At 60.8% G+C, this 26,944-nt stretch carries 23 protein-coding genes and 4 tRNA genes; 20 read left to right on the top strand and 7 right to left on the bottom strand.

Going from position 1 to position 26,944, the window contains the following annotated elements:
* Positions 1 to 2 precede the first annotated feature (2 nt).
* The gene (locus tag A6U98_RS07535; protein WP_064649031.1) at positions 3 to 2,876 is read right to left on the bottom strand and encodes a ribonuclease E/G; all 2,874 of its coding nucleotides are present in this window, start codon (positions 2,874 to 2,876) and stop codon (positions 3 to 5) included.
* A gap of 623 nt (positions 2,877 to 3,499) precedes the next feature.
* On the opposite strand from A6U98_RS07535, the gene A6U98_RS07530 reads away from it, so the two are divergent.
* The 11 genes from A6U98_RS07530 to dhaL (A6U98_RS07475) all read left to right on the top strand — a co-directional run bounded on the left by A6U98_RS07530 (position 3,500) and on the right by dhaL (A6U98_RS07475) (position 18,198).
* A complete protein-coding gene (locus A6U98_RS07530; protein ID WP_064649029.1) occupies positions 3,500 to 4,756 on the top strand; it encodes an N-acetylmuramoyl-L-alanine amidase in 1,257 nt (418 codons plus the stop codon).
* Between the two features lie 375 nt (positions 4,757 to 5,131).
* Complete coding sequence (locus A6U98_RS07525) at positions 5,132 to 7,591, top strand: penicillin-binding protein 1A (RefSeq protein WP_064649027.1); 2,460 nt, start codon at positions 5,132 to 5,134, stop codon at positions 7,589 to 7,591.
* 102 nt (positions 7,592 to 7,693) lie between these two features.
* A protein-coding gene (gene prfB / locus A6U98_RS07520; RefSeq protein ID WP_003547475.1) for a peptide chain release factor 2 occupies positions 7,694 to 8,825 on the top strand; the annotation gives its coding sequence in 2 pieces (ribosomal slippage) (positions 7,694 to 7,762 and positions 7,764 to 8,825; 1,131 coding nt in all).
* A gap of 278 nt (positions 8,826 to 9,103) precedes the next feature.
* Positions 9,104 to 10,582 (top strand): sugar ABC transporter ATP-binding protein, encoded by a 1,479-nt coding sequence (locus A6U98_RS07515; protein ID WP_064649025.1) that lies wholly within the window; start codon positions 9,104 to 9,106, stop codon positions 10,580 to 10,582.
* A gap of 43 nt (positions 10,583 to 10,625) precedes the next feature.
* On the top strand, positions 10,626 to 11,630 hold the full coding sequence (locus A6U98_RS07510) for a sugar ABC transporter permease (protein ID WP_018486279.1): 1,005 nt from the start codon (positions 10,626 to 10,628) through the stop codon (positions 11,628 to 11,630).
* Positions 11,631 to 11,718: 88 nt separating this feature from the next.
* Entirely contained in the window at positions 11,719 to 12,708 is a 990-nt protein-coding gene (locus tag A6U98_RS07505; RefSeq protein ID WP_064649023.1) for a substrate-binding domain-containing protein, read from the top strand.
* Between the two features lie 58 nt (positions 12,709 to 12,766).
* Positions 12,767 to 13,537, top strand: a complete 771-nt coding sequence (locus tag A6U98_RS07500; RefSeq protein ID WP_011651407.1) for an SDR family oxidoreductase — start codon at positions 12,767 to 12,769, stop codon at positions 13,535 to 13,537.
* Positions 13,538 to 13,559: 22 nt separating this feature from the next.
* Positions 13,560 to 14,555, top strand: a complete 996-nt coding sequence (locus A6U98_RS07495; protein WP_064649021.1) for a dihydroxyacetone kinase subunit DhaK — start codon at positions 13,560 to 13,562, stop codon at positions 14,553 to 14,555.
* A 14-nt stretch (positions 14,556 to 14,569) separates the two neighbouring features.
* Positions 14,570 to 15,220, top strand: a complete 651-nt coding sequence (gene dhaL / locus A6U98_RS07490; protein WP_064649019.1) for a dihydroxyacetone kinase subunit DhaL — start codon at positions 14,570 to 14,572, stop codon at positions 15,218 to 15,220.
* Between the two features lie 157 nt (positions 15,221 to 15,377).
* On the top strand, positions 15,378 to 17,480 hold the full coding sequence (locus tag A6U98_RS35540) for a bifunctional sugar-binding transcriptional regulator/dihydroxyacetone kinase subunit DhaK (protein WP_082933854.1): 2,103 nt from the start codon (positions 15,378 to 15,380) through the stop codon (positions 17,478 to 17,480).
* Positions 17,481 to 17,541: 61 nt separating this feature from the next.
* Positions 17,542 to 18,198 (top strand): dihydroxyacetone kinase subunit DhaL, encoded by a 657-nt coding sequence (gene dhaL, locus A6U98_RS07475; protein ID WP_064649017.1) that lies wholly within the window; start codon positions 17,542 to 17,544, stop codon positions 18,196 to 18,198.
* Positions 18,199 to 18,268: 70 nt separating this feature from the next.
* Here the strand turns inward: dhaL (A6U98_RS07475) and A6U98_RS07470 are convergent, their stop codons facing one another.
* The 3 genes from A6U98_RS07470 to A6U98_RS07460 are packed head-to-tail and all read right to left on the bottom strand — an operon-like array spanning position 18,269 to position 20,621.
* A complete protein-coding gene (locus tag A6U98_RS07470) occupies positions 18,269 to 19,294 on the bottom strand; it encodes a hypothetical protein (RefSeq protein ID WP_064649015.1) in 1,026 nt (341 codons plus the stop codon).
* A 33-nt stretch (positions 19,295 to 19,327) separates the two neighbouring features.
* Complete coding sequence (locus A6U98_RS07465) at positions 19,328 to 19,843, bottom strand: hypothetical protein (protein WP_064649013.1); 516 nt, start codon at positions 19,841 to 19,843, stop codon at positions 19,328 to 19,330.
* Positions 19,844 to 19,847: 4 nt separating this feature from the next.
* Positions 19,848 to 20,621, bottom strand: coding sequence for an NAD kinase (locus A6U98_RS07460; RefSeq protein ID WP_017993642.1), 774 nt, complete (start codon positions 20,619 to 20,621; stop codon positions 19,848 to 19,850).
* A 159-nt stretch (positions 20,622 to 20,780) separates the two neighbouring features.
* On the opposite strand from A6U98_RS07460, the gene A6U98_RS07455 reads away from it, so the two are divergent.
* Both A6U98_RS07455 and A6U98_RS07450 read left to right on the top strand, forming a co-directional pair.
* Positions 20,781 to 20,856: transfer RNA gene (locus tag A6U98_RS07455), tRNA-Thr, on the top strand.
* 98 nt (positions 20,857 to 20,954) lie between these two features.
* A complete protein-coding gene (locus A6U98_RS07450; RefSeq protein WP_197496356.1) occupies positions 20,955 to 21,374 on the top strand; it encodes a hypothetical protein in 420 nt (139 codons plus the stop codon).
* 32 nt (positions 21,375 to 21,406) lie between these two features.
* Here A6U98_RS07450 and A6U98_RS37085 read toward each other — a convergent pair whose 3' ends face one another.
* From A6U98_RS37085 to rlmB, 3 genes are all read right to left on the bottom strand, one after another.
* A complete protein-coding gene (locus tag A6U98_RS37085) occupies positions 21,407 to 21,544 on the bottom strand; it encodes a hypothetical protein (RefSeq protein WP_184502097.1) in 138 nt (45 codons plus the stop codon).
* Between the two features lie 64 nt (positions 21,545 to 21,608).
* The gene (locus A6U98_RS37080; protein ID WP_003558513.1) at positions 21,609 to 21,767 is read right to left on the bottom strand and encodes a hypothetical protein; all 159 of its coding nucleotides are present in this window, start codon (positions 21,765 to 21,767) and stop codon (positions 21,609 to 21,611) included.
* 327 nt (positions 21,768 to 22,094) lie between these two features.
* Complete coding sequence (gene rlmB, locus A6U98_RS07445) at positions 22,095 to 22,985, bottom strand: 23S rRNA (guanosine(2251)-2'-O)-methyltransferase RlmB (protein WP_064649011.1); 891 nt, start codon at positions 22,983 to 22,985, stop codon at positions 22,095 to 22,097.
* A gap of 200 nt (positions 22,986 to 23,185) precedes the next feature.
* Between rlmB and A6U98_RS07440 the strand changes: the two genes are divergently transcribed.
* The 7 genes from A6U98_RS07440 (at position 23,186) to secE (ending at position 26,933) form a co-directional block, all read left to right on the top strand.
* Positions 23,186 to 23,270 (top strand) — tRNA-Tyr (locus A6U98_RS07440).
* Between the two features lie 24 nt (positions 23,271 to 23,294).
* Positions 23,295 to 23,368: transfer RNA gene (locus A6U98_RS07435), tRNA-Gly, on the top strand.
* A 347-nt stretch (positions 23,369 to 23,715) separates the two neighbouring features.
* Positions 23,716 to 24,891, top strand: coding sequence for an elongation factor Tu (gene tuf, locus A6U98_RS07430; RefSeq protein WP_064649009.1), 1,176 nt, complete (start codon positions 23,716 to 23,718; stop codon positions 24,889 to 24,891).
* Positions 24,892 to 25,093: 202 nt separating this feature from the next.
* Complete coding sequence (locus tag A6U98_RS37975) at positions 25,094 to 25,228, top strand: hypothetical protein (protein ID WP_003547509.1); 135 nt, start codon at positions 25,094 to 25,096, stop codon at positions 25,226 to 25,228.
* Positions 25,229 to 25,399: 171 nt separating this feature from the next.
* Positions 25,400 to 26,293, top strand: coding sequence for an NAD(P)-dependent oxidoreductase (locus tag A6U98_RS07425; protein ID WP_012757013.1), 894 nt, complete (start codon positions 25,400 to 25,402; stop codon positions 26,291 to 26,293).
* Between the two features lie 168 nt (positions 26,294 to 26,461).
* Positions 26,462 to 26,537, top strand: a tRNA-Trp gene (locus tag A6U98_RS07420).
* 195 nt (positions 26,538 to 26,732) lie between these two features.
* A complete protein-coding gene (secE, locus tag A6U98_RS07415; RefSeq protein WP_003547514.1) occupies positions 26,733 to 26,933 on the top strand; it encodes a preprotein translocase subunit SecE in 201 nt (66 codons plus the stop codon).
* Positions 26,934 to 26,944 lie beyond the last annotated feature (11 nt).

Raw genomic sequence — 26,944 nt, 5'->3', positions numbered from 1 at the left:
GTTCAGAAGAAGCCACGGCGCTGCCACCAGCCAGCTTTCTTCGGCTTGCCGTCATCGCCTTCGCCATTCTCGACGCGGGTGGTGGATTTCACCGTCGGCTCGGACGAGGAGATGTTGGATTCGCGGTTGGCGCGAACCGGCTTTGCCTCTTCCTGAACGGATGTTTCGAGATCGGCGGAGGCTTCCACCAATTCCGGTTCGGCCTCGACCGCAGGGGCCGTCTCTGCAACCGGTTCCTCGACCGGCGCTGCGGCCGGTTTGCGGCGGCCGCGGGCACGGGCGGGCTTCACCTCTTCGGTTATGACAGGCGCGCTCTCGACGGCTGCCATCGCGGCCTGGCCTTCGTCGGCCTGTTCGGCAATCGCTTCGACCGCTACGGCTTCGCCCGGAGCGCCGTCGTTCGAAACGTCGTCGCCTTCGTCCTCGTCGCCGCCATTGTCTTCACCGGCTTCGCCAGCCGTCAGTTCGGAACCATCCTCGGCGCGATTGCGACGGCCGCCACGCTTGCCGCGGCGGCGGCGCTTGCGGCGCTGCGATTCCTCGCTTTCGGCGCGTGTCTCGGGCGTGGCCTCGGTGTTTTCATCACCTTCGCTGCCCTCGTCGTCGCCGTCCTCATCCTCGTCGCCGGCTTCGCCAGCCGATACCGGCTGCTCGGCATTGCCGTTGCGGCCGCGGCGGCGCCTGCGGCGCTTGCGCTTACGGTTGCCGTCAGCTTCGCCTTCCGAGCGTGCTGCGACGGGCCGTTCGGCAACGGCCGGCTTTTCCTCGAGTTCCTCGTCTTCGTCCTCATCCACTTCGATGACGATATCGTCGTCGTCATCCTCAGGAATGGCTGCGAAGTTGAAGAGCGTTTCGATCTTGACCGGGTTTTCCACCGGCTCGCCGCGGTCGATCGCGAAATGTTGCGCGCCGACCGAGCCGTCCGCATCGATGATGATCGCAACGCCGAAGCGGCTCTCATAATCGACAATCGTCTGGCGCTTGTGGTTGAGCAGGTAGAGCGCGATGTCAGGCGTGGTGCGCACGGTGATGTTGTGCGTGGTGTTCTTGAGCAGATATTCCTCGATGCCGCGCAGGACATGCAGAGCGACGGAGGACTGCGAACGCACATGGCCGCTGCCGCCGCAATGCGAGCACACCTGCGTGGTCGATTCGAGAACCGAAGCGCGGATGCGCTGGCGCGACATTTCGAGCAGGCCGAAATGCGAGATCCGGCCGACCTGGATGCGGGCGCGGTCGTTCTTCAGGCATTCCTTCAGCTTCTTCTCGACGGCGCGGTTGTTGCGCTTCTCTTCCATGTCGATGAAGTCGATGACGATCAGGCCGGCAAGGTCGCGAAGGCGAAGCTGACGGGCGACTTCGTCTGCAGCCTCGAGATTCGTCTGCAGCGCAGTGTCCTCGATCGAATGTTCGCGGGTCGAGCGGCCGGAGTTGACGTCGATCGAGACCAGCGCTTCGGTCTGGTTCATGATCAGGTAGCCGCCGGACTTCAGCGTCACCTGCGGCTGCAGCATGCGGTCGAGCTGAGCCTCGATGCCGGAACGCGAAAAGATCGGATGGATGTCGCGGTAGGGCTGAACCACCTTGGCATGGCTCGGCATCAGCATCTTCATGAAGTCTTTCGCTTCACGATAGCCTTCTTCGCCGGAAACGATGACTTCGCTGATATCCTTGTTATAGAGGTCGCGGATCGAACGCTTGATCAGCGAGCCCTCCTCATAGACGAGGCAGGGAGCGGTGGACGCCAGCGTCAGCGTGCGCACATTTTCCCAGAGGCGCATCAGATATTCGAAGTCGCGCTTGACCTCGACCTTGGTACGGTTGGCACCGGCGGTGCGAAGGATGACGCCCATACCCTGCGGCACCTCGAGCAGGCGCGCAATTTCCTTCAGGCGCTTGCGGTCGGCAGGATTGGTGATCTTGCGGGAAATGCCGCCGCCACGCGCCGTGTTCGGCATCAGCACCGAATAGCGGCCGGCGAGCGAAAGATAGGTTGTAAGGGCTGCACCCTTGTTGCCGCGCTCTTCCTTGGCGACCTGCACGAGCAGGATCTGGCGGCGCTTGATGACTTCCTGGATGCGGTACTGCTTGCGCGGCTTGCGCTGCACTCGGTCCGGTACTTCTTCCATCGCGTCTTCGGCGCCGACGGATTCGATGACTTCCTCTTCACCGTGATCGTCATCGTCGTCGTCGTCATCGTGGCGACGCTTGCTGGTATCGACGTCCTCGGAGATCGAGTCGGTTTCCACCATCGCGGCCATCGCGCCGCCGGTCGAACCGTCATCCTCATTGTCGACGTTCGAAGCGCCTTCGGCTTCGACGTCTGTGGGAACGGCGTCCTCGGTCGCGGTCGTTTCGGCAACCGGTTCGACGACCTTCTTGCGGCTGCGGCGCGGCCTTGCCTTCTTGGCCGGCGCTTCCTCGGCGGCCTCGGGCGATGCCGCGGTCTCTACCGCTGCGGTCTCTTCCGTTACGGCAGCCGTTTCCGGCGCCTCTGCCTGAACGATGCCGACATCCGGCTGATCCTGCTTGGAAAGATCGACCATCGGCGCGGTTTCGACATGCTCGACATCTTCGTCGCGGCGATGCTCCTCGGCTTCGGCCCGAAGCAGTGCCTGACGGTCGGCAAGCGGTATCTGATAATAGTCGGGATGAATTTCGGCGAAGGCCAGGAAGCCGTGCCGGTTGCCGCCGTAATCGACGAAGGCGGCCTGCAGCGAGGGTTCGACCCTCGTTACCTTTGCAAGATAGATGTTGCCGCGGATCTGCTTCTTGTGCTGGGACTCGAAGTCAAATTCTTCTATGCGGTTCCCGCGAACGACAACGACGCGCGTCTCTTCCTCGTGAGACGCATCGATAAGCATTTTGTCTGCCATGTAAGCTGTGCTCCTCGGCGTGGCCGCGAGAGCGCATTCCCGACTGCTGTTGAGACAGAAAGAATGCGGTCCACTGTGGCCGCGCCGGATAATGAAAGTCGCGCCTGATGCGAGGGGGAGGGCAGCAGCCAGACCGCAGCCGGAACCATTTCGGTCCGGGGCCTGTACACTTCAGATAAAACCTGCTGCGAAACCATCAACAACCAAGCGTGATCGACAAATACGAAGACCCGTTCGGGTCCGATGAGTTTGCTCCCTGAGAGCGTGGTGGCTGATCCACCAATGAATTCCGACAATAAGCCGGAAAATCAGGATCCAGTTCTAGGGATTAAGCGCATGAGACGGCGGACGATGACCGGTGTGGCGCCAGGTCCTGATCTGGCTGGCAGCCTTCGCGGCGACTCTATCCCGTCAACACTTTACCCTGAAATTCGTTGTATGTTTTCTGTGTCACAATAGCAAGGGAAAAGCCAAATGTGCCATAATATTGATGGATTTCGCAACGCATACAAGCTGGGGATAAAGTGATCGCGATTCGGCAGGCTGCAGCGGGTGTTTCGTCACAGGACGTTGGCCGTAGCCGCGTCGGGTCCATCGCAATACAGATAGGGTGTGGCGGTTTATTGTTTAAGAGGGCTCGGATCGCGGCGAAATCCGCAGCGCGGCGATCGACATTCGCAAGGCGGGTTCTGGCGGCGCTTTTGGCCGCTAGTCTGCTGCCGGCCGTTGCCAGCTCTGTCGAGGCCAGGGATCCGCTGCTTGCCTATGGCGCGCGCATCGTCGGTGACGACGCAAGGACCCGCATCGTCATCGATTTCGATCGCGAGCCGCATTTCTCCGTCCACTATATCGCCAATCCGGAACGCATCGTCGTTGACTTGCCGGCGACCGCCTTCGGTTTTCCGGCGAAGGATCTTGCCGCCCGGGGCCTGTTCAAGGATATCCGCTACGGCAAGATGGACGAAGAGAGCGCCCGCATCGTGCTGACGACGGCAGGGCCGGTGAAGCTGGCGCTTGCCAAGGTGCAGGCCGATGAGACGGGCAACGGCCATCGCCTCGTGCTCGATGCGGAGATGATCGACAAGAAGGCCTTTGCCGAACTGGTGAAGACGCAATCCTGGAGCGATCGGACTGAGGCGGCTCAGACGACGAACGCCATTCCGGCACCGCAAAAGGCTGCGCCCGGCGATTTCGTCATCGCCGTCGACGCCGGCCATGGCGGCATCGACACCGGCGCGATCGGCGTCGACACCAAGACCGAGGAAAAGCAGGTGACGCTTGCCTTCGCGAAGGCCTTGACCGACCGCTTGAACAAGGAGCCGGGCATCAAGGCTTTCCTGACGCGTGAGGACGACGAGTTCCTGTCGCTTTCGCAGCGTGTGCTGATCGCCCGCCAGAACCATGCCGGCCTCTTCATTTCGCTGCATGCCGATACGCTGAAGCAGAAGGATATCCGCGGCGCGACAGTCTACACGATCTCCGACAAGGCATCCGACAAGCTCGCCGCCGACCTTGCCGAACGTGAAAACCTCTCTGACCAGATCGCCGGCAAGGAGACGGTCGCCGAGCCGCCCGAGGTTGCCGACATCCTGCTAGATCTGACGCGGCGCGAGACCCAGGCCTTCTCGATCTCGCTGGCCGAGAGCGTGCTGAATTCTTTCAAGGATCAGGTCGGCACTATCAACAATCCGCACCGTCATGCCGGCTTCCGCGTGCTGCAGGCCCCCGACGTACCGTCGATCCTTCTCGAGATCGGGTTCCTCTCGAACGCCGAGGACGAGAAACTGCTGCTCGACGAGGCCTGGCGCGGCAAGATCGCCGGCCTCTTGACCGACGCAGTCAAGCGATACCGCGCCGCCGTCATGGCGAATGGCGGCTGACGGGTGCCGCCCAAAAATCTGTAGCGGTTGCGGCACGGCGGCCTGCATAAAAACTAAGATTCATAAAAACAAAGATTTAAGTGCGCCGCATGAATCAAATTCTGAGGAAGATACCTCAGTTTGGCGGCGACGACCGGCGTTGCTTGGATGTGACAGTTCTAATGAAACGCAGCCGCAGCGGTGAATGCGGCGCAGACAGCCCTATTTTGCTCACATTCGCGCCGTTACTCCGGCTTATGTTTCGCAGCCTGAGGCGCGGAATCGGCTTGTGGCGGTAGCGCTCATAGAGTAAGTCGCGCAACGTGCAAATTGCCTTGATCTGTGCAATCGTTGCGGCTGCGGCGATTGAAGATCGAAAAGACCGGTAGCTGAAATATGGTTAGACTTTTTGGATATTTCTTCGGAATGGCCTGCGTCCTGTTTCTGGTCGCGGCGGCGGGTATTGCCATCTATCTCGCCAATGTCGCGAAGGATCTCCCGGACTATGCCGTTCTGAACAGCTATGCGCCGCCGGTGACGACCCGCGTCCATGCCGGCAACGGCGCCTTGATGGCCGAATACGCCAAGGAAAAGCGCCTCTTCCTGCCGATCCAGGCCATTCCCGACCGCGTGAAGGCCGCTTTCCTGTCGGCCGAAGATAAGAATTTCTACAATCATCCGGGCGTCGATCTGACCGGCCTTGGCCGCGCAATCCTCGTCAACCTGCAGAATTTCGGTTCCGGCCGCCGCCCGGTCGGTGCCTCCACAATCACCCAGCAGGTGGCCAAGAACTTCCTTTTGAGCTCGGACCAGACGATCGACCGCAAGATCAAGGAAGCGATCCTCTCCTTCCGTATCGAGCAGGCCTACAGCAAGGACAAGATCCTCGAACTCTACCTGAACGAGATCTTCTTCGGTCTGAATTCCTATGGCATCGCCGGCGCAGCACTCACTTATTTCAACAAATCCGTCACCGAACTGACCGTCGCCGAGGCCGCCTATCTGGCATCGCTGCCGAAGGGTCCTGCCAATTATCATCCGTTCCGCCATCCGGAAGCTGCACTCGAGCGTCGCAACTGGGTGATCGACCGCATGGTCGAGAACGGCTATGTCAGCCAGCCTGACGGCGAGGAAGCCAAGAAGCAGCCGCTCGGCGTCACCGCCCGCACCACTGGCCCCTCGCTCTTTGCTTCGGATTATTTCGCCGAAGCCGTGCGCCGCCAACTGATCGACCAGTACGGCGAAAAGGTCCTCTATGAGGGCGGCCTTTCGGTGCGCACGTCGCTCGATCCGCAGATGCAGCTCGCTGCCCGCAAGGCGCTGCAGGACGGTCTGGTCACTTACGACGAGCGCCGCGGTTTCCACGGCCCGATCAAGCAGATCGATGCGAGCGGTGATTGGGGCAAAGCGCTTGCCGATATTCCCACACTGTCCGACGTGCCGGAATGGCGACTTGCCGTGGTACTCGCCGTGTCAGACAGCACCGTCGACATCGGCCTGCAGCCGGCCAAGGATGGCAGCGGCAAGGTTGCGGCCGATCGTCAACGCGGTACGATCGACGCCAAGGACATGCAGTGGGCCTTCCGTTCGGCCGATGGCGCCCGCAAGACCACGAAATCGCCGGTCGGCGCCGTGTCCCCCGGTGACGTTGTCTATGTCGCAAAGCTCGGTGACGACGCGTCGACCTCCTATCGCCTGCAACAGCCGCCGAAGGTACAAGGTGGCCTGGTCGCCATGGATCCGAAGACCGGCCGCGTGCTCGCCATGGTCGGTGGCTTCTCCTACGCCCAGTCCGAATTCAACCGCGCCACCCAGGCGATGCGCCAGCCGGGGTCCTCGTTCAAGCCTTTCGTCTACGCGGCGGCGATGGACAATGGTTATACGCCGGCTTCGGTCATCATGGACGCGCCGATCGAAATCGTCTCGGGCGGCCAGGTCTGGAGGCCGGAAAACTACGGCGGCGAATCCGGCGGCCCGTCGACGCTGCGTTCGGGCATCGAGCATTCGCGCAATCTGATGACGGTGCGCCTCGCCAACGATCTCGGCATGAACATCGTCGCCGAATATGCCGAGCGCTTCGGCATCTATGATCACATGCTGCCAGTTCTCTCCATGTCGCTCGGCGCCGGCGACACGACGGTATTGCGCATGGTCTCGGCCTATTCGGTCATCGCCAATGGCGGCAAGCAGATCAAGCCGACATTGATCGACCGCATCCAGGACCGCTACGGCAAGACGATCTTCAAGCATGAGGAGCGTCTGTGCGAGGGCTGCAATGCCGGCGACTGGCAGAACCAGGAAGAGCCGAATGTCGTCGACAATCGCGAAACCGTTCTCGACCCGATGACGGCCTACCAGATCACCTCGATGATGCAGGGCGTCATCCAGCGCGGCACCGCTGCCGGCAAGATCGATCTCGGCGGCCGCGACGTTGCCGGAAAGACCGGCACCACCAATGACGAGAAGGATGCCTGGTTCGTCGGCTTCACGCCGGATCTGGTCGCCGGCCTCTATCTGGGCTTCGATACGCCGGCCCCGCTCGGCCGCGGCGGCACCGGTGGCGTCTTGTCCGCCCCGATCTTCAACGAATTCATGCAGGCTGCCGTCAAGGACATGCCGGAATCGAAGTTCGTCATTCCATCAGGCATGAACCTGATTTCGATCGACCGCAAAACCGGCATGGCAGCTGCCGACGGCAATCCCAACACCATCGTCGAGGCCTTCAAGCCCGGCACCGGCCCGGCCGACAGCTTCTCCGTCATCGGCATGGACAGCACCATGGCGCCGGAAGAGATACTGAAGACCTCGCCGCAGGCGAACCAGGCCGTCCAGACCGGCACGCCCGGCCTGTTCTGACCGAGGCCTGAATTTAGCACGCCCGCCGCGGCCCTTTACATCCGCGGCGGGCGTCTCTATGTCACCAGCACCTGAAGAAGACCGAGACAGAGAAGCAGGAAAATGCGAGCGGAAATCGAAAACGTGGTCGATGAAACCAAGCAGGCTATCACCCTGCTGAGGAGGCATCTTTGACTGGGACCAGGCGATAAGACGGCTGGACTGGTTGAACAACAAGGCAGAGGATCCGAACCTCTGGAACGACGCTTCCGAAGCGCAGAAGCTGATGCGCGAACGCCAGCAGCTCGATGACGGCATCAACGGCGTCAAACAGCTCGAACAGCAGCTGAACGACAATATCGAGCTGATCGAGCTTGGCGAGGAAGAGGGCGACCAGAGCGTCGTCAAGGAAGCCGAAGACGCGCTGAAGGCCTTGAAGGCCGAGGCCGGGCGCCGCCAGGTGGAAGCCATGCTCTCCGGCGAAGCCGATGGCAACGACACCTATCTCGAAGTCCATTCCGGCGCCGGCGGCACCGAAAGCCAGGACTGGGCGAACATGCTTTTGCGCATGTACACCCGCTGGGCCGAACGCCAGCGCTTCAAGGTCGAGCTTCTCGAAGTCCATGATGGCGAAGAGGCGGGCATCAAGTCCGCGACCCTGCTCGTCAAAGGCCACAATGCCTATGGCTGGCTGAAGACGGAATCGGGCGTGCACCGGCTGGTGCGCATCTCGCCTTACGACAGCAATGCGCGTCGCCACACCTCCTTCTCGTCGATCTGGGTCTATCCGGTTGTCGACGACTCGATCCAGATCGAGATCAATGAAAGCGACTGCCGCATCGATACCTATCGTTCGTCAGGCGCCGGTGGCCAGCACGTCAACACCACCGACTCGGCCGTACGCATCACGCATATCCCGACCGGTATCGTCGTGCAGTGCCAGCAGGAGCGTTCGCAGCACAAGAACCGCGCCAAGGCCTGGGACATGCTCCGTGCCCGCATGTATGAAGCCGAACTGAAGAAGCGTGAGGACGCCGCCAGCGCCGAAGCCGCTTCCAAGACCGAGATCGGCTGGGGCCACCAGATCCGCTCCTACGTGCTGCAGCCCTATCAGATGGTCAAAGACCTGCGCACCGGCGTTGCCAGCAGCGCGCCGGACGACGTACTCGACGGCGACCTGAACGAGTTCATGGAAGCAGCACTTGCTCACCGCATCAGCGGCGCCGCCGACGCGGTCGTCGAGGATGTCGACTGAGCGGATTGACGATGGATTGAAGTAACAAAGCCCCGGAGACGGGGCTTTTTTTGTTTTGGAAGGCTGGCAGTCCGGCCCGCTTCATCGGGACGATCGACCGCCTTGACGTTTTCGGCGGAAGGTCCGCTGAGACGCCCTCGCATTTATATATTCGACACTGACTTGACATTTGTCGAGTCAGTGGCGAATAATGTCACCATTGATATCGGGGCTGGAGGTCACCGATATCGATCGGCTCCCGCCAATCGGTTGCCGGTGCCTGTGTGGAGGAGAAGAGGGTGGAGCTTTTGCTGGATGTGGAAGGGCTGAAGAAGTCCTTTGGTGGTGTCGCGGCATTGCGTGACGGCCGCTTCGAGCTTCGCGCCGGCTCGGTCCACGCGCTTTGCGGCGGTAACGGCGCAGGCAAGTCGACCTTTCTCAAGATCCTCATGGGTATCCATAATCGCGATGCTGGCTCGATCCGCCGTCGTGGCAAGGACGTAGACTTTGCCGGTCCCGCCGACGCGCTCGCCTCCGGCATTGCCATCATCGAGCAGGAGCTGAGCCCGGTTCCGCACATGACGGTGGCGGAAAACATCTATCTCGGCCGCGAGCCTTCGACACGTTTCGGCGGTATCGATTTCCGGACGATGAACCGCTCCGCCCAAGGGCTTCTCGACGATCTCGAATTCGATATCCGCGCCACCCAATACATGATGAACCTCTCCGTTGCGCAGATGCAGCTCGTCGAGATCGCCAAGGCTCTAAGCCACGATGCCGAGGTCATCTTCATGGATGAGCCAACCTCTGCAATCGGTGAGAAAGAGGCTCAGCAGCTCTTCGCGGCCATCCGGCGCCTAAAGGCGCAGGGACGCGGCATCGTCTATGTCTCGCACCGGCTTTCGGAAATCTTCCAGATCGCCGATTCCTATACCGTGTTTCGCGACGGCGCCTATGTCGGCAGCGGAGATCTCAAGCAGATCAGCCGTCCTGATCTCATCCGGATGATCGTTGGCCGGGAACTGGCCGAGGAATATGTCAAGACCAACACGCCGACATCCGAAACCGGCCTCGAGGTTACGGCGCTGAGTTGCCCGAACAAGATCGAGGACATTTCCTTCTCCGCCCGCAAGGGCGAGATCTTCGGCATCTACGGGCTGATGGGCTCGGGGCGAACCGAGATCTTCAATTGCCTTTTTGGCCTGGAAAAATCTTCCGACGGCAGGATCGTCGTCGACGGTGCCCGCATCTCCGTGTCGAAGCCGGCGGATGCTATGGCAAGTGGCCTGGCTCTGGTGACGGAGGATCGCAAGCTCACGGGGCTCAATCTCTCCGACTCCGTTCGTGCCAACATCTGTATGGCAAGCTTACCGGAGATGAGCCCTTCCTTTGCCATGAGCCGCCGTCGCGAGGCCGAGGCCAGCCGCCGGATACAGGCGCAATTTCAGATCAAGGCCGCCCGTGACACCATGCCGGTCTCGGGCCTGTCAGGCGGCAATCAGCAGAAGGTGGTGCTCGGAAAATGGTTTCTGCGCAATCCGAAGGTGCTGCTTCTCGATGAGCCGACACGTGGCGTCGATGTTGGCGCCAAGCGCGAAATCTACCGCATCATCTGTGACTTTGCCGCGGCCGGCGGAACGGTCGTGATGATCTCATCGGAGATCGACGAAGTTCTGGGCATGTCGGACCGTATCATGGTGATGCGCGCCGGCAGGAGCGCGGGAATATACAGCCGGGAGGAAACGGATGCCCAATCACTCGTCCACCTATCGACCTGATCAGGATCAGGTCATCCGTACGGCGCCAGAGGAGCGAGCAAGAGTGTCAGAGAGCGACGATAGCAATGCCGGCGGCTGGTTCAGTTCGGATCGGCGGCGGCTGTTGATTCAGGAATACGGTATCTTTCTCGCCTTTCTGCTTCTGGTCGTGGTCCTTTCGTTCTCGAACGAGTTCTTCCTGACCGGCGGCAATATTTCCAATGTGCTGCTGCAGACTTCGATCAACGGCGTGCTTGCCATCGGCATGACTTTCGTGATCCTGACCCGCGGCATCGATCTTTCGGTCGGTTCCGTCGTGGCGCTCGCCGGCATTGTCAGCGCCAGCTTCTCGACGACCTCCGCCACGGCGGCGATCGCCGGTGCGCCCTATCCGGTGGCCATCGGACTTGCGGTCGGCATTCTGGTCGGCGTTGCCTGCGGCGCGATATCGGGGGCGATCGTCTCGCGATTTTCCGTTCCGGCCTTCGTCGCCACTCTTGGCATGCTTTCGGCCGCGCGCGGCTTGACGCTGATATATGGCGGCGGTCGCCCGGTTCCCGCGCTGACGCCGGCCTTCCGGTGGATCGGCACCGGCGACGTCTTCGGCATTCCGGCCCCCGTCATCATTCTCGCCGTCGTTTTCGCGGCTTCGTGGTGGATCCTCAGCCGGACGCGCTTCGGCCGCTACATCTATGCCGTCGGAGGTAACCCGCATGCGGCGAAGACCTCCGGTATCGACATCGGCCGCATCCGTTTCATTGTCTATGTCATTTCCGGCGGTCTTGCCGGTCTTGCCGGCATGCTGCTCAGCGCCCGTACGGGATCGGCCTTGCCGCAGGCGGGCATTGCCTATGAGCTGGACGCGATTGCGGCGGTCGTCATCGGCGGCACAAGTCTGTCGGGCGGTGTCGGCCGGGTGACGGGCACGCTGATTGGCGCGCTCATCATCGGCGTCATGAACAACGGCCTCGATCTGATGGGGATCCAATCCTACTACCAGCAGGTCCTGAAAGGTGCCCTGATCGTCGGCGCCGTGATGCTCGACCAGAAGCGAACTTACGGGGCCTGAGCCCCATCGGAAACCGTGCCGGCCCTTGCCGGCCCGTTGCAGAGGCGAGCCATGCCGGCCGCTAAAACTTAAAGTGGAGGAGATTGAAATGAGAAAGCTTATGATTGCGCTTGCTTCGGCAACTGCCTTGCTGGCCTCGTCGGCCGTGGCCCAGGAAAAGATCAAGATCGGGGCAGCCCCTTACGGCCTCAATGCGGAGTTCATGCAGATCTGGGCGGCGGCGATGCAGGAGCACCCGGCCGTCAAGAGCGGCGAGGTCGAGCTGACTGTTTTCGACGGTCGCTATGACGCGCTGGTTCAGCAGGATCAGTTCAAGACGATGGTCACGCAGAAATACAATGCGATCATCTTTGCACCAATCGACGTCGATGCAGGCGCAGCAGCCGTACAGTCGGCGGTGGATGCCGGCATTCCGGTGATCGGTTCGAACACCCGCGTCAATTCCGACCTGCTGACCTCCTATGTCGGATCCGACGACACCATCTCGGGCTACATGGAAGCCAAGACCGTCCTCGACAAGCTCGGCTGCAAGGGCAATGTCGTCATTCTCGAAGGCCCGGTCGGTCAGTCCGCACAGATCTCGCGCCTGGAAGGCAATAAGAAGGCGCTCGCCGAATGCCCTGATGTGAAGGTCCTCGAAGACCAGACGGCGAACTGGTCACGGGCCGAAGCGCAGACGCTGATGGAGAACTGGCTGACCGCGCATCCGAAGCAGATCAACGGCGTGATCGGCCAGAACGACGAGATGGCGCTCGGCGCCATCGAGGCGATCAAGGCTGCGGGGCTCGACGAGAAGAGTTTTGCGATCGCCGGCATCGACGGCATCACCGACGCTCTTCGCGCCGTCAAGGCCGGCGAGATGACGTCGATCCTGCAGGACGCACGTGCACAGGCTCAGGGCGCTCTCGACCTTGCCATCTTCCACGCCAGGAAGGGCAACTACAAGCCGCAGTCCGATATCTGGGCGGCGACCTACAAGGACATGCCGTGGAACGACGGCAAGGACAAGAACTACAATGTGCCGTGGACGCCGGTGACGGCCGACAACGTCGACAAGCTGCTCGCGACACGTAAATAATCCATTGTGTGGGGCGGGTTCGCCCGCCCCATTTCTCAGACAAGCCGGGAAAAGATCTATGACCGATTCAAAACAGATTGATCTGAATTTTTCGCTGGGCGGCAAGGTCGCCCTGGTAACGGGCGGCGCCTCCGGCATCGGCGATGCCATCGCATCGGCATTTGCCGCCAAGGGTGCGGTCGTCGGCGTGATCGACATCAATGAAACGGTCGCGAAATCCAAGGCCGACGCCCTCGGAAATGGCGCGAAATCCTTCGTCTGCGACGTTTCTAACCCGCAATCGGTGGAAGCCGTCATCGCTGCGGCGCAGGCGGCCTTCGCCCATATCGACATCGTCGTCAACAGCGCCGGTGTCGCCATGCTCGCCCCTGCCGAGGATCTCACCCTGGAGGCCTGGGACAGAACCATCGACATCAATCTCAAGGGAACGTTCCTCGTCTCTCAGGCTGTAGGCCGGGTCATGCTCAAGGCCGGCAAGGGCGGCAGGATCATCAATATCGCCTCGCAGGCCGGCACGGTCGCTATCGATCAGCACGTGGCTTATTGCGCCTCCAAATTCGGCGTCATCGGCCTTTCCAAGACGCTCGCCGCCGAGTGGGGCAAACACGGCATAACCGTCAATACGATTTCGCCGACAGTGGTTCTGACCGAGCTCGGAAGAAAGGCCTGGGATAACCCGCGCGGAGAGGAGCTGAAGAAGCGCATCCCGACGGGACGCTTCGCCTATCCCGAGGAGATTGCTGCGGCGGCGGTGTTTCTGGCATCGAGCGGCGCCGAGATGATCAACGGCGCGGATCTTCTGGTCGATGGCGGCTATACCATTGTCTGACACGCGGAAAACAGGAGGAAGCATGCAGCGGTTTATCAACAATCCGGACGAGGTCGTCGAGGATACGGTCAAGGGCTTCGTCAAGGCGCATGCCGATATGGTCAGGCTCGGCAACGGCAATCCGCGCGTCATCGTTGCGCGCCGTGCGCCCGTCGCGGGCAAGGTCGGCGTCATCACCGGTGGCGGTTCCGGCCATGAGCCCGCCTTTATCGGCTATACCGGACGCAACATGCTGGATGCCGTCGCGGTGGGTGAGCTGTTTTCGTCGCCGACGGCCAAGAGTTTTCTCGATGCCGCGCGCGAAGCCAATGGCGGCAACGGCGTCGTCTGCCTTTACGGCAATTATGCCGGTGACAATATGAACGTGAAAATGGCGATCAAGCTCGCCGCCAAGGAAGGCATCACGATCGCGACCGTCGTCGCCAATGACGATGTATGTTCGGCCGGGCCGGACGAACGCGAGAAGCGACGTGGCGTCGCCGGCGAGATATTCATGTGGAAATGCGCAGGCGCCAAAGCGGAGCAGGGGGCGAGCCTCGAGGAAGTGCAGGCGACAGCGCAAAGGGCGATCGACAACTGCCGCTCCATCGGCATCGGCCTCGGTCCCTGCACGCTGCCCGCCGTCGGGCATCCCAACTTCCAGATTGCGCCGGGCACGATGGAGGTCGGCATTGGCCATCATGGCGAGCCGGGGGTTCGGGTCGAGCCGTTGCAGCCTGCCGCCGAGGTCGCACGCGAAATGGCCAAGATCGTTCTGGACGATCACGGCCTGGCATCCGGAACCGAGGTGGCCGTCATCGTCTCCGGCCTCGGCGCGACGCCTTTGAACGAGCTTTATATCCTTCACGACACGATCGAAACCGAGATTACCGGGCGCGGACTGAAGATCTACAAGACCTATATCGGAAATTACTTCACTTCGTTGGAAATGGTCGGGGCGACGCTGACCGTCATGGCGCTTGACGACGAGTTGAAGACGCTACTCGACGTCGATGTCCACTGCCCGGCAATGCCTTGATGGGAGACAGGCGAATGCAGCAATTTGACAACGCTTCCTCGGGTGACATCGTTTTCTCGCTCGCGGACCGGATCATCGAGAATCGCGCCTATCTCAGCGAGATCGACGGCAAGATCGGCGATGGCGATCACGGGGTTAACATGGCCAAGGGATTTGGCATGGCAGCCGAACGGATCAAGGGCGCAGACATGTCGCTCGCAGAAGCTCTCGACACGCTCGGCACGGTGCTGATGACGGAAATCGGCGGGTCCATGGGACCGCTCTATGGCGTCATGTTCATTCAGTTCGCGGAAACGATCGAAAAGGCTGCGCAGATCGATGCGGGGATGTTCAGCGCAATGCTGCACAATGGTCTTGAAGGCATTCAGGCGATCGGATCCGCAAAAGTCGGCGACAAGACCCTTCTCGATACGCTCGTGCCTGCCATAGAGGCGTTCGATCTGGCCAATAGTGATGGAAAGTCGTTTGCGGAATCGCTGAATATCCTCGTTTCGGCCGCGGAGGCCGGCCGGGACAGCACCCGCGATCTGGTGGCCAGGATCGGCCGGGCAAGCAGGCTCGGCGAACGTTCGCTTGGCGTTCTGGATGCCGGCGCCACTTCCTGCGCGCTGATCCTCCAGTCGCTCGCACTTGGCGTCGAGGCAAAGCTTCGGCCATCCGCATGAAAAACAGCGGCCTTTGGCGAGAGCCAGCGATCCTCCCGAGCATCACCTTTCCGGCCGCTTTGGCGGCCGGAAATCATTGTGCGGGAGAATGTTGAAAACCGGAGCCTTTACGCTCATCTTCGCGGGCGATTTGAACCTCGCAGGGAAACCAGGAAGCATGACCGTCAAGACATCATCAGCGCGGAAGAACGGTAGCGTGCGGAACAGCGCTGACGATGCGTCGGAACCCATCCCGCTGCGGTTTGGTGATGATCCCTATGTCTGGGCCTGCTGGCTCTATTATGAGGACGGCATGACGCAGGGCGACATTGCCGAAACCATGGGAATTTCGCGGGCAACGGTGAACAGTTATCTCGCCGATGCGCGCGCCCGCGGTATCGTCAATATCTCCATCGAGCCGTCGCGCCTGAGTTCGCTGACAATTGCTCAGGAGTTGAAACGGCATTTCGGTCTGCAGGACTGTCTCGTCGTTCCGAGCGACGACAATACCCGCCCGCTCATCGACCGTCTCGGGCGCGCAGGCGCTCAGGCGCTGCAGAGGCTTGTGAAATCCGGTGATACGCTGGCCGTAGTGTGGGGCCGCACGGTCATGGCGGTCGGTGAGCAGACCTCGATAACCGGCCTGCAGGACGTCACCGTGGTCCAGGCAACCGGCGGAACCAGTGCGACATTCGCCTATACACCCGAACTTTGCGCCGCCGCCTTTGCCGATGCCGTGGACGCGCGGCTAATCAATATCGCAGCTCCGGCGATCGTATCCGCTCCTGATGTCCGTAATATCCTGTTGCGCGAGCCATTGATCGAAAGTCAGTTCGAGGCGCTTTCACACGCCAACAAGGTGATTTTCGGCATCGCCTCCATGCGCCCGAATTCGACCATCCATACCAGCGGATTCTTCGAGTCGGTATCGTTGCAGCAATATCTGGCGAAGGATGCCGCAGGCATCGTCGCCGGACGTTTCATCGACGGGCAGGGACGCCCGGTCGCGGGGCCGCTTGACGACCGCACGATCGGAATATCACTCGATATGCTGAAGAAGATCGGTCTGCGTATCGCTGTCGCCGGCGGTTTCGACAAGGTGCCGGCAATCCTCGCAGCCCTTCGTGGCGGCTACGTCAACGTGCTAATCACCGACGCCGCGACGGGCCGTGGCATCCTGCATGCGGACGGTGTGACGGAGGTCGACCAGAAGCTTTTGCAGCGCCCGAGGGTCGAAATTGGCACGCCGCCGCCAGCGACCGGTTTCCGCACTCACATCAAGAAATTTCTGAACAATCCCGACGAGGTCGTCGAGGAAATGCTCTATGGGGCAGTGAAGGCACATGCTGCCTATCTCGAGCCGGTCGACAGTTCTCGCCGTGCGCTCGTTGCCCGGACGGGACCGCGCGCCGGCAAGGTCGGTCTTGTGATCGGCGGCGGCACGGGACACGAGCCTGCGTTCTTCGGCTATGTCGGGAAGGGTCTTGCCGATGCCGTTGCTGTCGGAAATATCTTCTCGTCGCCGCCTCCCGGCCCGATCCTTCAATGCACCAGGGCGGCGTCCGGCGGAGAGGGTGTGCTTTTCGTCTACGGCAACTATGCCGGCGACGTCATGAATTTCGAGATGGCAGCCGAGATGGCGGCGGAGGAAAACATCGCGGTCCGCACGGTCGTGACGACGGACGACATCGCCTCATCGCCGCTGGAAGACAGAGAGGGTCGGCGCGGCGTCGCCGGCAATTTCTTCATCTTCAAGGTCGCCGGAGCGGCCTGCGACCGCGGCTTGTCGCTTGCTGCCTGCGAAACGGCGACGCGCAAGGCCAATGCAAGGACATTTACGATGGGCGTTGCATTGGAACCGTGCTCGCTGCCCCAGACCCGTCGCCACAACTTTGAAATTGGCCCCGATGACATTGAGATCGGCATGGGTATCCATGGTGAACCCGGCGTCATTCGCGAAAAGATGATGACCGCCGATGAAATCACCGATCGGGTGATGGATCGCATATTCGCGGAAATGAAGCCGGCATCGGGCGACCGCGTCGCAGTATTGGTCAATTCCTTCGGCGCAACGCCACTGATGGAGCTCTATATTCTCTTCCGGCGTGTCGAGCAGCGGCTGAGTGCGAAAGGTATCGCGATAGAGGCGAATTGGGTGGGACACTATTGCACCTCGCTCGACATGGTCGGTGCATCCATATCCATCTTGCACCTCGATCAGGAATTGACGGAATTGTTGCATCATCCTTGCGATACCGCGTTCCTGCGGGTCGCGAACTGAAGGTATAAGAGATGCGCCCGGCTGACACGGGCCGCATCCTGCTCGAACTGGGAGGATCATGATGTCGGAAAGCGCGGCGCGCCACCTTAGCCGGATGTTTCATCGCATCTCCGTTGCCATCGCGGCGGAGAAGGACCGTCTCTCGGATTTGGACGGGGCTATCGGCGACGCCGATCATGGAATCACCATGGTGCTCGGCTTCACGGCGGTGAACGGGGAACTCGCGAAACTCGACCTCGACCACATGCTTCCGTCGGAGGTGTTCACGTCGGCGGCGGCAGCCTTTCTGAATGCCGTCGGTGCGTCCACCGGACCGCTCTACGCCACGGCATTTCGCAGGGCCGCCCAGGTCCTGAAACAGGACGAACACCTTTCAACTGCCGATCAGGCGGCGATTGTTGAGGCGATGACAGCCGGCATCAGGGAGCGCGGAAAGGGCCAGCGCGGCGACAAGACGATGCTCGATGCCTGGATTCCCGCGACCGAAGCCGCCGTCACTGCACAGGCGCGGGCGGCCGGGAGCCTCGAAATGTGGACCAGCATACTGGAGGCGGCCGAAACCGGCGCGAATTCGACCCGTTCCATGGTCGCAACCCGGGGAAGAGCGGCCCGGCTCGGCGAGAGGTCGCTCGGACACATCGATCCAGGCGCGGCCTCGGCAGTCATCATCTTGCGCGCGATGAAGGAAACCTTCGCCGGCGACAGGGTGAAAGAGTAGGAGCGGCGGCAGAATTCGCACGCAGGTCACCTGCGCGGAGCAAATGCGTCTTCGCTCCCCGAGGGCATCCTCAATTCGTGGCGCTTTCCGCGATGATGCCGCTGTCTTGAAACAGCGCTGCCGACAGATCGGCAATCTCGTCATGAACGGCTGCGCGCTCGATGCCCGGGGGATCGGTAAAGAGTTCTGCCGCAAAGGCGAGGCCGAGCGCCGTACCCTCTGGCACGAAGACATAATGCCCAAGGCCGCCGCCGAAGATTTTAAGAGCGCTGCGCCGGAGCCGCGCATGTAGCCACGACGAACATTCTTCGGCCGGTGCCGCCCTGTCGGCGTCACCGACCAGGATAAGGGCAGGCGCATCGACAGCTTTCAGGCTTTCCTCGCTGAAGCCGAGAACCGACCGGCCCGGCGCGCAGATGAGTGCGGCCTTGATTCTGTCGTCTCGGTAGGAGTTCGACATCCGGGACCACGAATCGCGAAACACCTCGCTGGTGCGCAGCAATGCCGGGATATGGTCGGCAAGGTCGGGAAACTCCCTTGGTCCGCGCGCGCCACCCGGCTTCATCCTCGATGGTTCGAACTGCGAGAACTGGGCGACAGCGCCAAGAAGCAGCATCACGCTATAGGCTCCGGCCGAAAATCCGGCTGCGAAGACACTGTTCGTATCGATATGGCCAGAGAGATCGCTGAGCCACTCGTCGCGGTGGTCGAGCATGTAGCTTAGGTCGGGCGCCCGCTCCCAAAGGCAGGCAAAGCCTTCAGCGCGATAGGGCTCGACGCCGGTATTGCCGTGGTGGCTGACGCCGAGCGCTGCAAACCCGCGATCGACCAGGCGTCGCGCCAGCCACTCCAGTCCGGCCGCGGATCCGCCGGTGCCATGCGACAACAGCACGAGGGGATAGGGCCCGGCCTCCGGCCGGATCGGTGCATCGCGGGCGACGGCCGCCCTCTGGAACCAGCTTCTTTCCGGGACGTCGCTTTGCGCGTCATCGGCGGCGGGGTACCAGAGGGACCAACTGATCGGTCTGGGGCCGGCGGCGTCCCAGTTCGACCTTTTCTCGTCGTAGAGGACGCCGTCGCGAAAGCCCAGATTCATCTCTTGAATGCCCTTTGAACAATTCCGAGCCGTTCAATTCGTCGCCTTCTCGACGGTGATGTCACCCAATTCGTCGATCAGCACGGTCCAGCCATCCGGCTCCGCAGCAGGGTCGGTCTTCAGATAGACCGTGGCGAAGAGCCCCGGCTGCTTGATGATGCCGTTCGAATTCTCGGGGCGGATATCGGTCACGTAAGGCTTCAGGTCACTGAACTCCTGCAGCTCGATGGTCGAGGCGATCGCCGGACCGGCCTCGGTCTGGGCAATCTGCTGCAAATAGACCTTTGAAGTCCTGTCCGACTGGCGCACGGCAAAGAGCTTGTAGTAGCCGTGACGCTGCGTCCCTTCTTCTTCGGAGTTGGCAACGCTATCGGCGCCCGTCGGCGCCCGCTCGACATCAGGTGCGTTGCCGTCGTCCTCCCAATAGCCGGTGCTGGTCGCGAAAATCACCGATGCCGGCAGGAGGGCATCCTGCGCCGGCGCGGCCTCCGCTGCCATGCTCCATCCCGCAAGCAGGAGGCTGGTCATCAATATCCGTCGCATTACCATCGTCTCAATCCTTGAACTGCTCGGCGAGAATACGGTCGGACCAGGAGCGGTCGGGATCAGAAAGAATTCGCGCCGTCACATGCTCCGACTGGGCGATGCGGATATGCAGCACCGACTTGACCTCGGTATTGTCGGCCACAGCGTTCACCGGCCGCTTCTCCGGCTCGAGAATGTCGATATCGACGGTCACCTTGTTCGGCAGCAGAGCGCCCCTCCAGCGCCGCGGCCTGAAAGCGCTGACCGGCGTCATGGCGAGCAGCGGCGCCTCGAGCGGCAGGATCGGGCCATGGGCGGAAAGATTATAAGCCGTCGATCCGGCAGGTGTCGCGACCATCAGCCCGTCGCAGATCAACTCCTCCAGACGGACGCGCCCGTCCACCATGACCCTCAGATTCGCGGCTTGATAGGACTGGCGGAAAAGATAGACCTCGTTGATGGCGAGCGCCGTCGAGTTGGTGCCGTCGGCGTTGGCCGTTGTCATCTGCAATGGCCGGAAGACGTTTTCGACGGCGACGCAGATGCGCTCTTGAAGCCGGTCGGTACGATAATCGTTCATCAGGAAGCCGACCGAGCCGCGATTCATGCCGTAAACCAGCTTGCCGGAGTTCATGGTGTTGTGCAGCGTCTGCAGCATGAAACCGTCGCCGCCGAGCGCAACGATGACGTCGGCTTCGTCAGCCGGTACGTCACCATAGAGGCCAATCAACTCCTCGCGCGCGGCAAGCGCCTCCGTCGTTGGTGAGGCGAGAAAGGAAAGCGTCTGAAATGAACGGCCCATGCAATGCCCTTTATGATGCTGCCCTAGCTAAAGGATAAAGGGCTTGTGCGACAAGGACGTTTTCTGTCGCGAAGCGTTTTGAGCTGCAGCCGACCTGTCGACGCAGCCACGGATTTTCCCTTTACAGAATCACAGAATCTGTTAGTTGGGGCAATTATCGCCCTTGTAGCTCAGTTGGTAGAGCACCTGATTTGTAATCAGGGGGTCCCGGGTTCGAACCCTGGCGGGGGCACCATTCTTTTCCGCGCGATACGGCCTGCCAACTCATAGCCTGGCTTCGATCAATCTCGCCCAGTCGATTTTCAAAGAGCACTATCGCTTGATGAACCGCGCGTGAAGGGCTGCTTCACCGCCAATTCAGCCGCGTCCGCCTATCTTCACCTCATCATCAATGAGGAAACAGCCATGAAGCTCGCACATCTCTTTCTCGCCGCAACCATTTCCGTCGGTGCGGCTTTCGCGTCCGTCGCACCGGCGGCCGCCATGCCGGCCGAGCGGCCGGCGGTAACGGCGCAGGGCGATATCGTTCAAATTCGTGATGGCTGGCGACGTGATCGCGACCGCGACGACCGTGGCTGGCGAGGTGATGGCGACCGTGACGACCGTGGCTGGCGCGATGGGCGCGATTGGCGCCGGTCCGATTGGCGCGATGATCGCCGTCACGGGCGGCGGTGGCGTGCCGAGCGTTGGCAGGAACGCCGCGACTGGCGCCATCGCGATCGCGGCATGCCGTTCTGGCTCTACCGCAGCTGATGATAACGGCCCGGATCATCCGGGCCGTTACTTTAATGAGTGACGGGTTCGTTGACGCTGGCTTCGATCCTGTCGCCATTGCCGGTCGGTCCGGCGCCGGAGGGCGACATCATTGCGATGCTAAGCACGGAGGCGACCATAAAGGCGACGACGGCGATCATTATGCGCATAAGCGTTCAATCCTCGTTCGATTCCGGGATTAACGCATGATCTCCGTCCGCGTTCCTGCCAGTATTATTGAACCTGGCCCGGCGTCGCGGGGCCTGGCGCCGTCGGCGACAGAGGATCGGGCTGGTGGATGGGGTGCGACGTGTCCACCCAAATGATGCTGATGATAATCACGACGAAGACCGCGATGAAGAGGATACCGAAAATCAGCGGTCGAATGGCCATGATAGGGATCGTTCCTTCTTGCTTCTGAGCCGGTCGCAACAACCGGTCATCGCCCGATCATAATGCTCCAGGGCGTCATTCCAAGGTAAAAGTGGATTTTTCCGGCATCGGTGGGGCGTTGCACGAGCGTTGTCCGTGTCCGTTTCCATTTATCGCGCCGGATCGAACTCCCGCATAATTCCTTAGATCCGAATCGATTGCGCGTCTGAAAAGACACGCCGCGCTGTATGTCACGGATGATCGTCTATCCCGTCGAAGTGGCCTATGCAGGCGATACGGCGCGCAGGCAGATGGACGGATCGACCGGCTGCCCTTGCCACGGCCGGCCTATGCCTTCAGGTGAAGCCGCGCCGCGTAAAGTGCGATCGCCGCTGCATTCGAGACGTTGAGCGATTTGATCGCACCCGGCATGTCGAGACGGGCAAGTGCGTTTACGGTTTCCCGTGTCTTCTGCCGAAGTCCCTTGCCCTCGGAGCCGAGCACGAGCGCCACCTTCTCGCCCGACAAGGTGCCTTCGAGTGGCGCTGGCCCTTCCGAATCGAGGCCGATGGTGGAGAAGCCGAGCTTGTGCAATTCACCGAGCGCATCGGCGAGATTGGTGACCTGTATATAAGGTATCAGTTCCAGCGCGCCGGAGGCGGACTTGGCGAGCACGCCCGATTCGGTCGGGCTGTGTCGCTGCGTGGTGATCACAGCGCCGGCATTGAAGGCGACGGCCGAGCGCATGATCGCGCCGACATTGTGCGGGTCGGTCACCTGATCGAGGACGAGCAGGAGAGGGCTTTCCTTCAGCGCTTCGAGCCGGCGTACCGGAAGCGGCCGTGTTTCCAGCATGACGCCCTGATGGATCGCCTCCGGGCCGAGCACCTTGTCGATCTCCTGCGGCGAAACGATCTCGAAAGGAATGCCGAGCGCCTCGACGTCGACTTCGAGGCGCGCAAGTGCGTTCTGAGTCGCGAACAGCTTGATCTTCTTGCGCTCGGGATTGTCGAGCGCTGCGCGCACCGTATGCAGGCCATAGAGATGCACCTGGTCGGGCGCAAGCGCCGGCGGCTTCCAATCGTCGCCACCGCGCTTTCGTTTCTGCGGCTGAGGCGTCGGAATCTCGCCGCGTTCGCGCTTGGCGTCACGGTGGGCGCGCCGCAGAGTGGCGTAATGCGTATCCTTGGCGGATGGGTCTGTCGCGGTCTTACCGCCGGATTTGTTGTCTTTGCTCATGCAGCTTTATAGCTATGGCGCTCGCTGCCGCATAGGCTTTCTTTCATATGCCGGCTTTCGGCGGCGAATGAAATTTTTCGTGTTTTTTCCGTTGTCATCGTGTTGACAGACTGAAATGCTCCGGTCATATACGCGGCGCAGACGACGGGCGGCAACGCTTCGAAGTCTGACGAACTTGGTCTTGCGATCCGGACGAAACTGGAGAGATGCCCGAGTGGTTAAAGGGGACGGACTGTAAATCCGTTGGCTCAGCCTACGTTGGTTCAAATCCAACTCTCTCCACCATTCGTCATCGGATCGGACCACCCCGCGGGTATAGCTCAATGGTAGAGCAGCAGCCTTCCAAGCTGAATACGCGGGTTCGATTCCCGCTACCCGCTCCAGTTTCCGTTACGCTAGTTCATATGACCGCGGCATCGGTCGTCCCGAAATGTTTCCGGCGCTGCCGGAGAAGCTGACGATTGCGGTTATCGGCTGGCAGGGAAGGGCGCTCGACGCCGAACGTCTATGGCGCCTCTCCGGCGGTCAATGCGATTTTCTCTAAGATTTCAGCGATTTTCGAGGGGGCTTTGGCGAATTGCCTTGCAGGCGGCGAATTGTCTCCCATATGCGCTGTCAGGCCAAGTTTGGCGTCTGCAATTAAGTCTTGCGCAATGCCGCCGAAAGCCTTAAACGGCGGCACTAAACCGGTTCGCCGGGGCCACCATTTTCGTTCACAGGAAGCATTCAAATGGGAAAGAGTAAGTTTGAGCGCAACAAGCCGCACGTCAACATTGGCACGATTGGCCACGTTGACCACGGCAAGACGTCTCTGACGGCAGCGATCACGAAGTACTTCGGTGAGTACAAGGCGTACGATCAGATCGACGCGGCTCCGGAAGAAAAGGCGCGTGGCATCACGATTTCGACGGCCCACGTTGAGTATGAGACGCCGGCCCGCCACTATGCCCACGTCGACTGCCCCGGCCACGCCGACTACGTCAAGAACATGATCACCGGTGCTGCCCAGATGGACGGCGCGATCCTGGTGTGCTCGGCCGCTGACGGCCCGATGCCGCAGACGCGCGAACACATTCTGCTCGCCCGCCAGGTCGGCGTTCCGGCAATCGTTGTGTTCCTGAACAAGGTCGACCAGGTTGACGACGCCGAGCTTCTCGAACTGGTCGAGCTCGAAGTTCGCGAACTGCTGTCGTCCTACGACTTCCCGGGCGACGATATCCCGGTCGTCAAGGGTTCGGCACTTGCTGCTCTCGAAGATTCGGACAAGAAGATCGGCGAAGACGCGATCCGCGAACTGATGGCCGCTGTCGACGCCTACATCCCGACGCCTGAGCGTCCGATCGACCAGCCGTTCCTGATGCCGATCGAAGACGTGTTCTCGATCTCGGGCCGCGGCACGGTTGTGACCGGCCGCGTCGAGCGTGGCATTGTCAAGGTTGGCGAAGAAGTCGAGATCGTCGGCATCCGCCCGACGACGAAGACGACGGTGACCGGCGTTGAAATGTTCCGCAAGCTGCTCGATCAGGGCCAGGCTGGCGACAACATCGGTGCGCTGATCCGCGGTGTGAACCGTGACGGCGTCGAGCGTGGCCAGATCCTGGCGAAGCCCGGCTCTGTCAAGCCGCACAAGAAGTTCATGGCAGAAGCCTACATCCTGACGAAGGAAGAGGGTGGCCGTCATACGCCGTTCTTCACCAACTACCGTCCGCAGTTCTACTTCCGCACGACCGACGTGACGGGCATTGTGACGCTGCCGGAAGGCACGGAGATGGTTATGCCGGGCGACAACGTCACGGTTGCCGTCGAGTTGATCGTTCCGATCGCGATGGAAGAAAAGCTGCGCTTCGCGATCCGCGAAGGCGGCCGCACCGTCGGCGCCGGTATCGTCGCGTCGATCGTCGAGTAACTTTCGAGTTATCCGCAATTATGAAGACCCCGCTGGAAACAGCGGGGTTTTTCATTTTCATGGCTTCCTGTAGGTTTAACAGGTGTTGTAAAAATATCGTTAAATTGGCCTGTCACAGTATTTTGTTCATCTCACGTTCAGAAACCGGTTTGTGATTGGACCATTGTGGTCCAGACTCCTTCTTGCAAAGAGGAGAGCCCGGATGATTCCAAAGGCCACATTCGCTGCGACGATATTCGCGATGTATGTTTTCACGATGTTTTTCATCGCTGCAATACCGCAAGAAGTTGTTCAGTCTGCCGTCGTGCAGATTGGCGAGGTAAGTGTCGTCAAGTGACGACCTTTGCCGAGTATCGCAGGGTTCTGCGATGATCGGAAATGATCGGCCAGGTGCTCCCGGATAGGATGCTCCTGGCGACGCGGGGGTGAACCCTTGCATGACGCTCGCTTGCTCTTCGCGCGGAAGCGTCTATCTATGCCTCCGATTTCATGACGCGGAGGATATTCCATGAAAAGACGTATTCTGTTCACGGGCGGTTCGGGCAAGGCAGGTCGCCATGCTGTGCCATGGCTCGTCAATGCCGGCTACGAGGTTCACAACCTCGATCTCGTGCCGCTGGATAGCCCCGGCGTCACCAATCTCATCGCCGACATCACCGATAGCGGTCAGGTGTTCAACGCGCTTTCGATGCATCGCGATTTTCCCGATCTCGACGCGGGCAGGGGCGTGCAGCCGTTCGATGCCGTCGTGCATTTCGCGGCCATCCCGCGCATCCTGATCAAGCCCGACAACGAAACCTTCCGCATCAACACGATGGGCACCTATAATGTCATCGAGGCGGCGGTGAAGCTCGGCATCCGGAAGATCATCGTCGCATCGAGCGAGACGACCTACGGCGTCTGCTTCGCCGAAGGCCATCGCGATTTCCACCAGTTCCCGCTGGAGGAGGACTACGACGTCAATCCGATGGATTCCTACGGCCTTTCCAAGGTGGTCAACGAAAAGACGGCGCGCGCCTTTGCCGAACGTTCGGGCTTCGACATCTATGCGCTGCGCATCGGCAACGTCATCGAGCCTGACGAATACGAGAAGTTTCCGACCTTTTTCGCCAATCCCGAGATGCGCAAGCGCATCGCCTGGAGCTATATCGACGCCCGCGACCTCGGGCAGATCTGCCACCTCTGCATCGAGAAGGACGGCCTCGGCTACCAGGTCTTCAACGCCGCCAATGACACGGTCTCGGCGAATACGCCGTCGAAAGAGCTTGCGAAGCGATTCTTTCCGAACGTGCCCTTCACCCGCGAGATCGGCGAATATGAGGGCCTGCTCTCCAACCGCAAGATCCGCGAAGTGCTGGGTTTTAAAGAAGAACACGATTGGCGGAAATATGTGAAGGTGTGAACGGACCGTGGTTCCGCGATTGAAAGGCCGATCGCTCGCATATCAGGAGAATGGCTTTGAAAATCGAAAATCGTGCTTGCCAATCCCGTGCCGTCGTCTTAAAGGGAGCGCCATGCTTTTCAGCAGCGATTTGCGGGCCTTGGCTCTGGCGCTGAATGATCGGTATGAAGGGGTATAGCTCAGTTGGTAGAGCGGCGGTCTCCAAAACCGCAGGTCGTAGGTTCGAGCCCTACTGCCCCTGCCATTTTCCTGGATGCGGGACAGCGCGGACATGCTCGCGGCATTTCCGGTCGGGGATTGATTGGTGGTAAGTAATTTCGTTAAACTTCGGTTTCCCCCTTGTGTATTCGGAAATCGGTGTTTATTTAGGGTTCAACAGACACGCGGTGCGTGGGGCTGATAGTTTCAGCTTTACGCGCCGTAATTGCGTGGGCAGTCGATGGCATCCAAATCCAATCCGTTTGCGTTTCTGCAGCAGGTTCGCTCCGAGACGTCGAAAGTTACATGGCCGTCGCGCCGCGAGACCATGATCTCGACGGTCATGGTGCTGGTGATGGTGGTTTTCGCCGCGCTGTTTTTCTTTGCCGCTGACCAGCTGATTGGCTGGGCTCTGAGCTTCGTGCTGAATACCGGCAACTGATACGGGTGGAG

The sequence above is a fragment of the Rhizobium sp. WYCCWR10014 genome, from assembly GCF_001657485.1.
Classification (GTDB): domain Bacteria; phylum Pseudomonadota; class Alphaproteobacteria; order Rhizobiales; family Rhizobiaceae; genus Rhizobium.
This window is presented reverse-complemented; position numbering and strand designations above follow the sequence as displayed.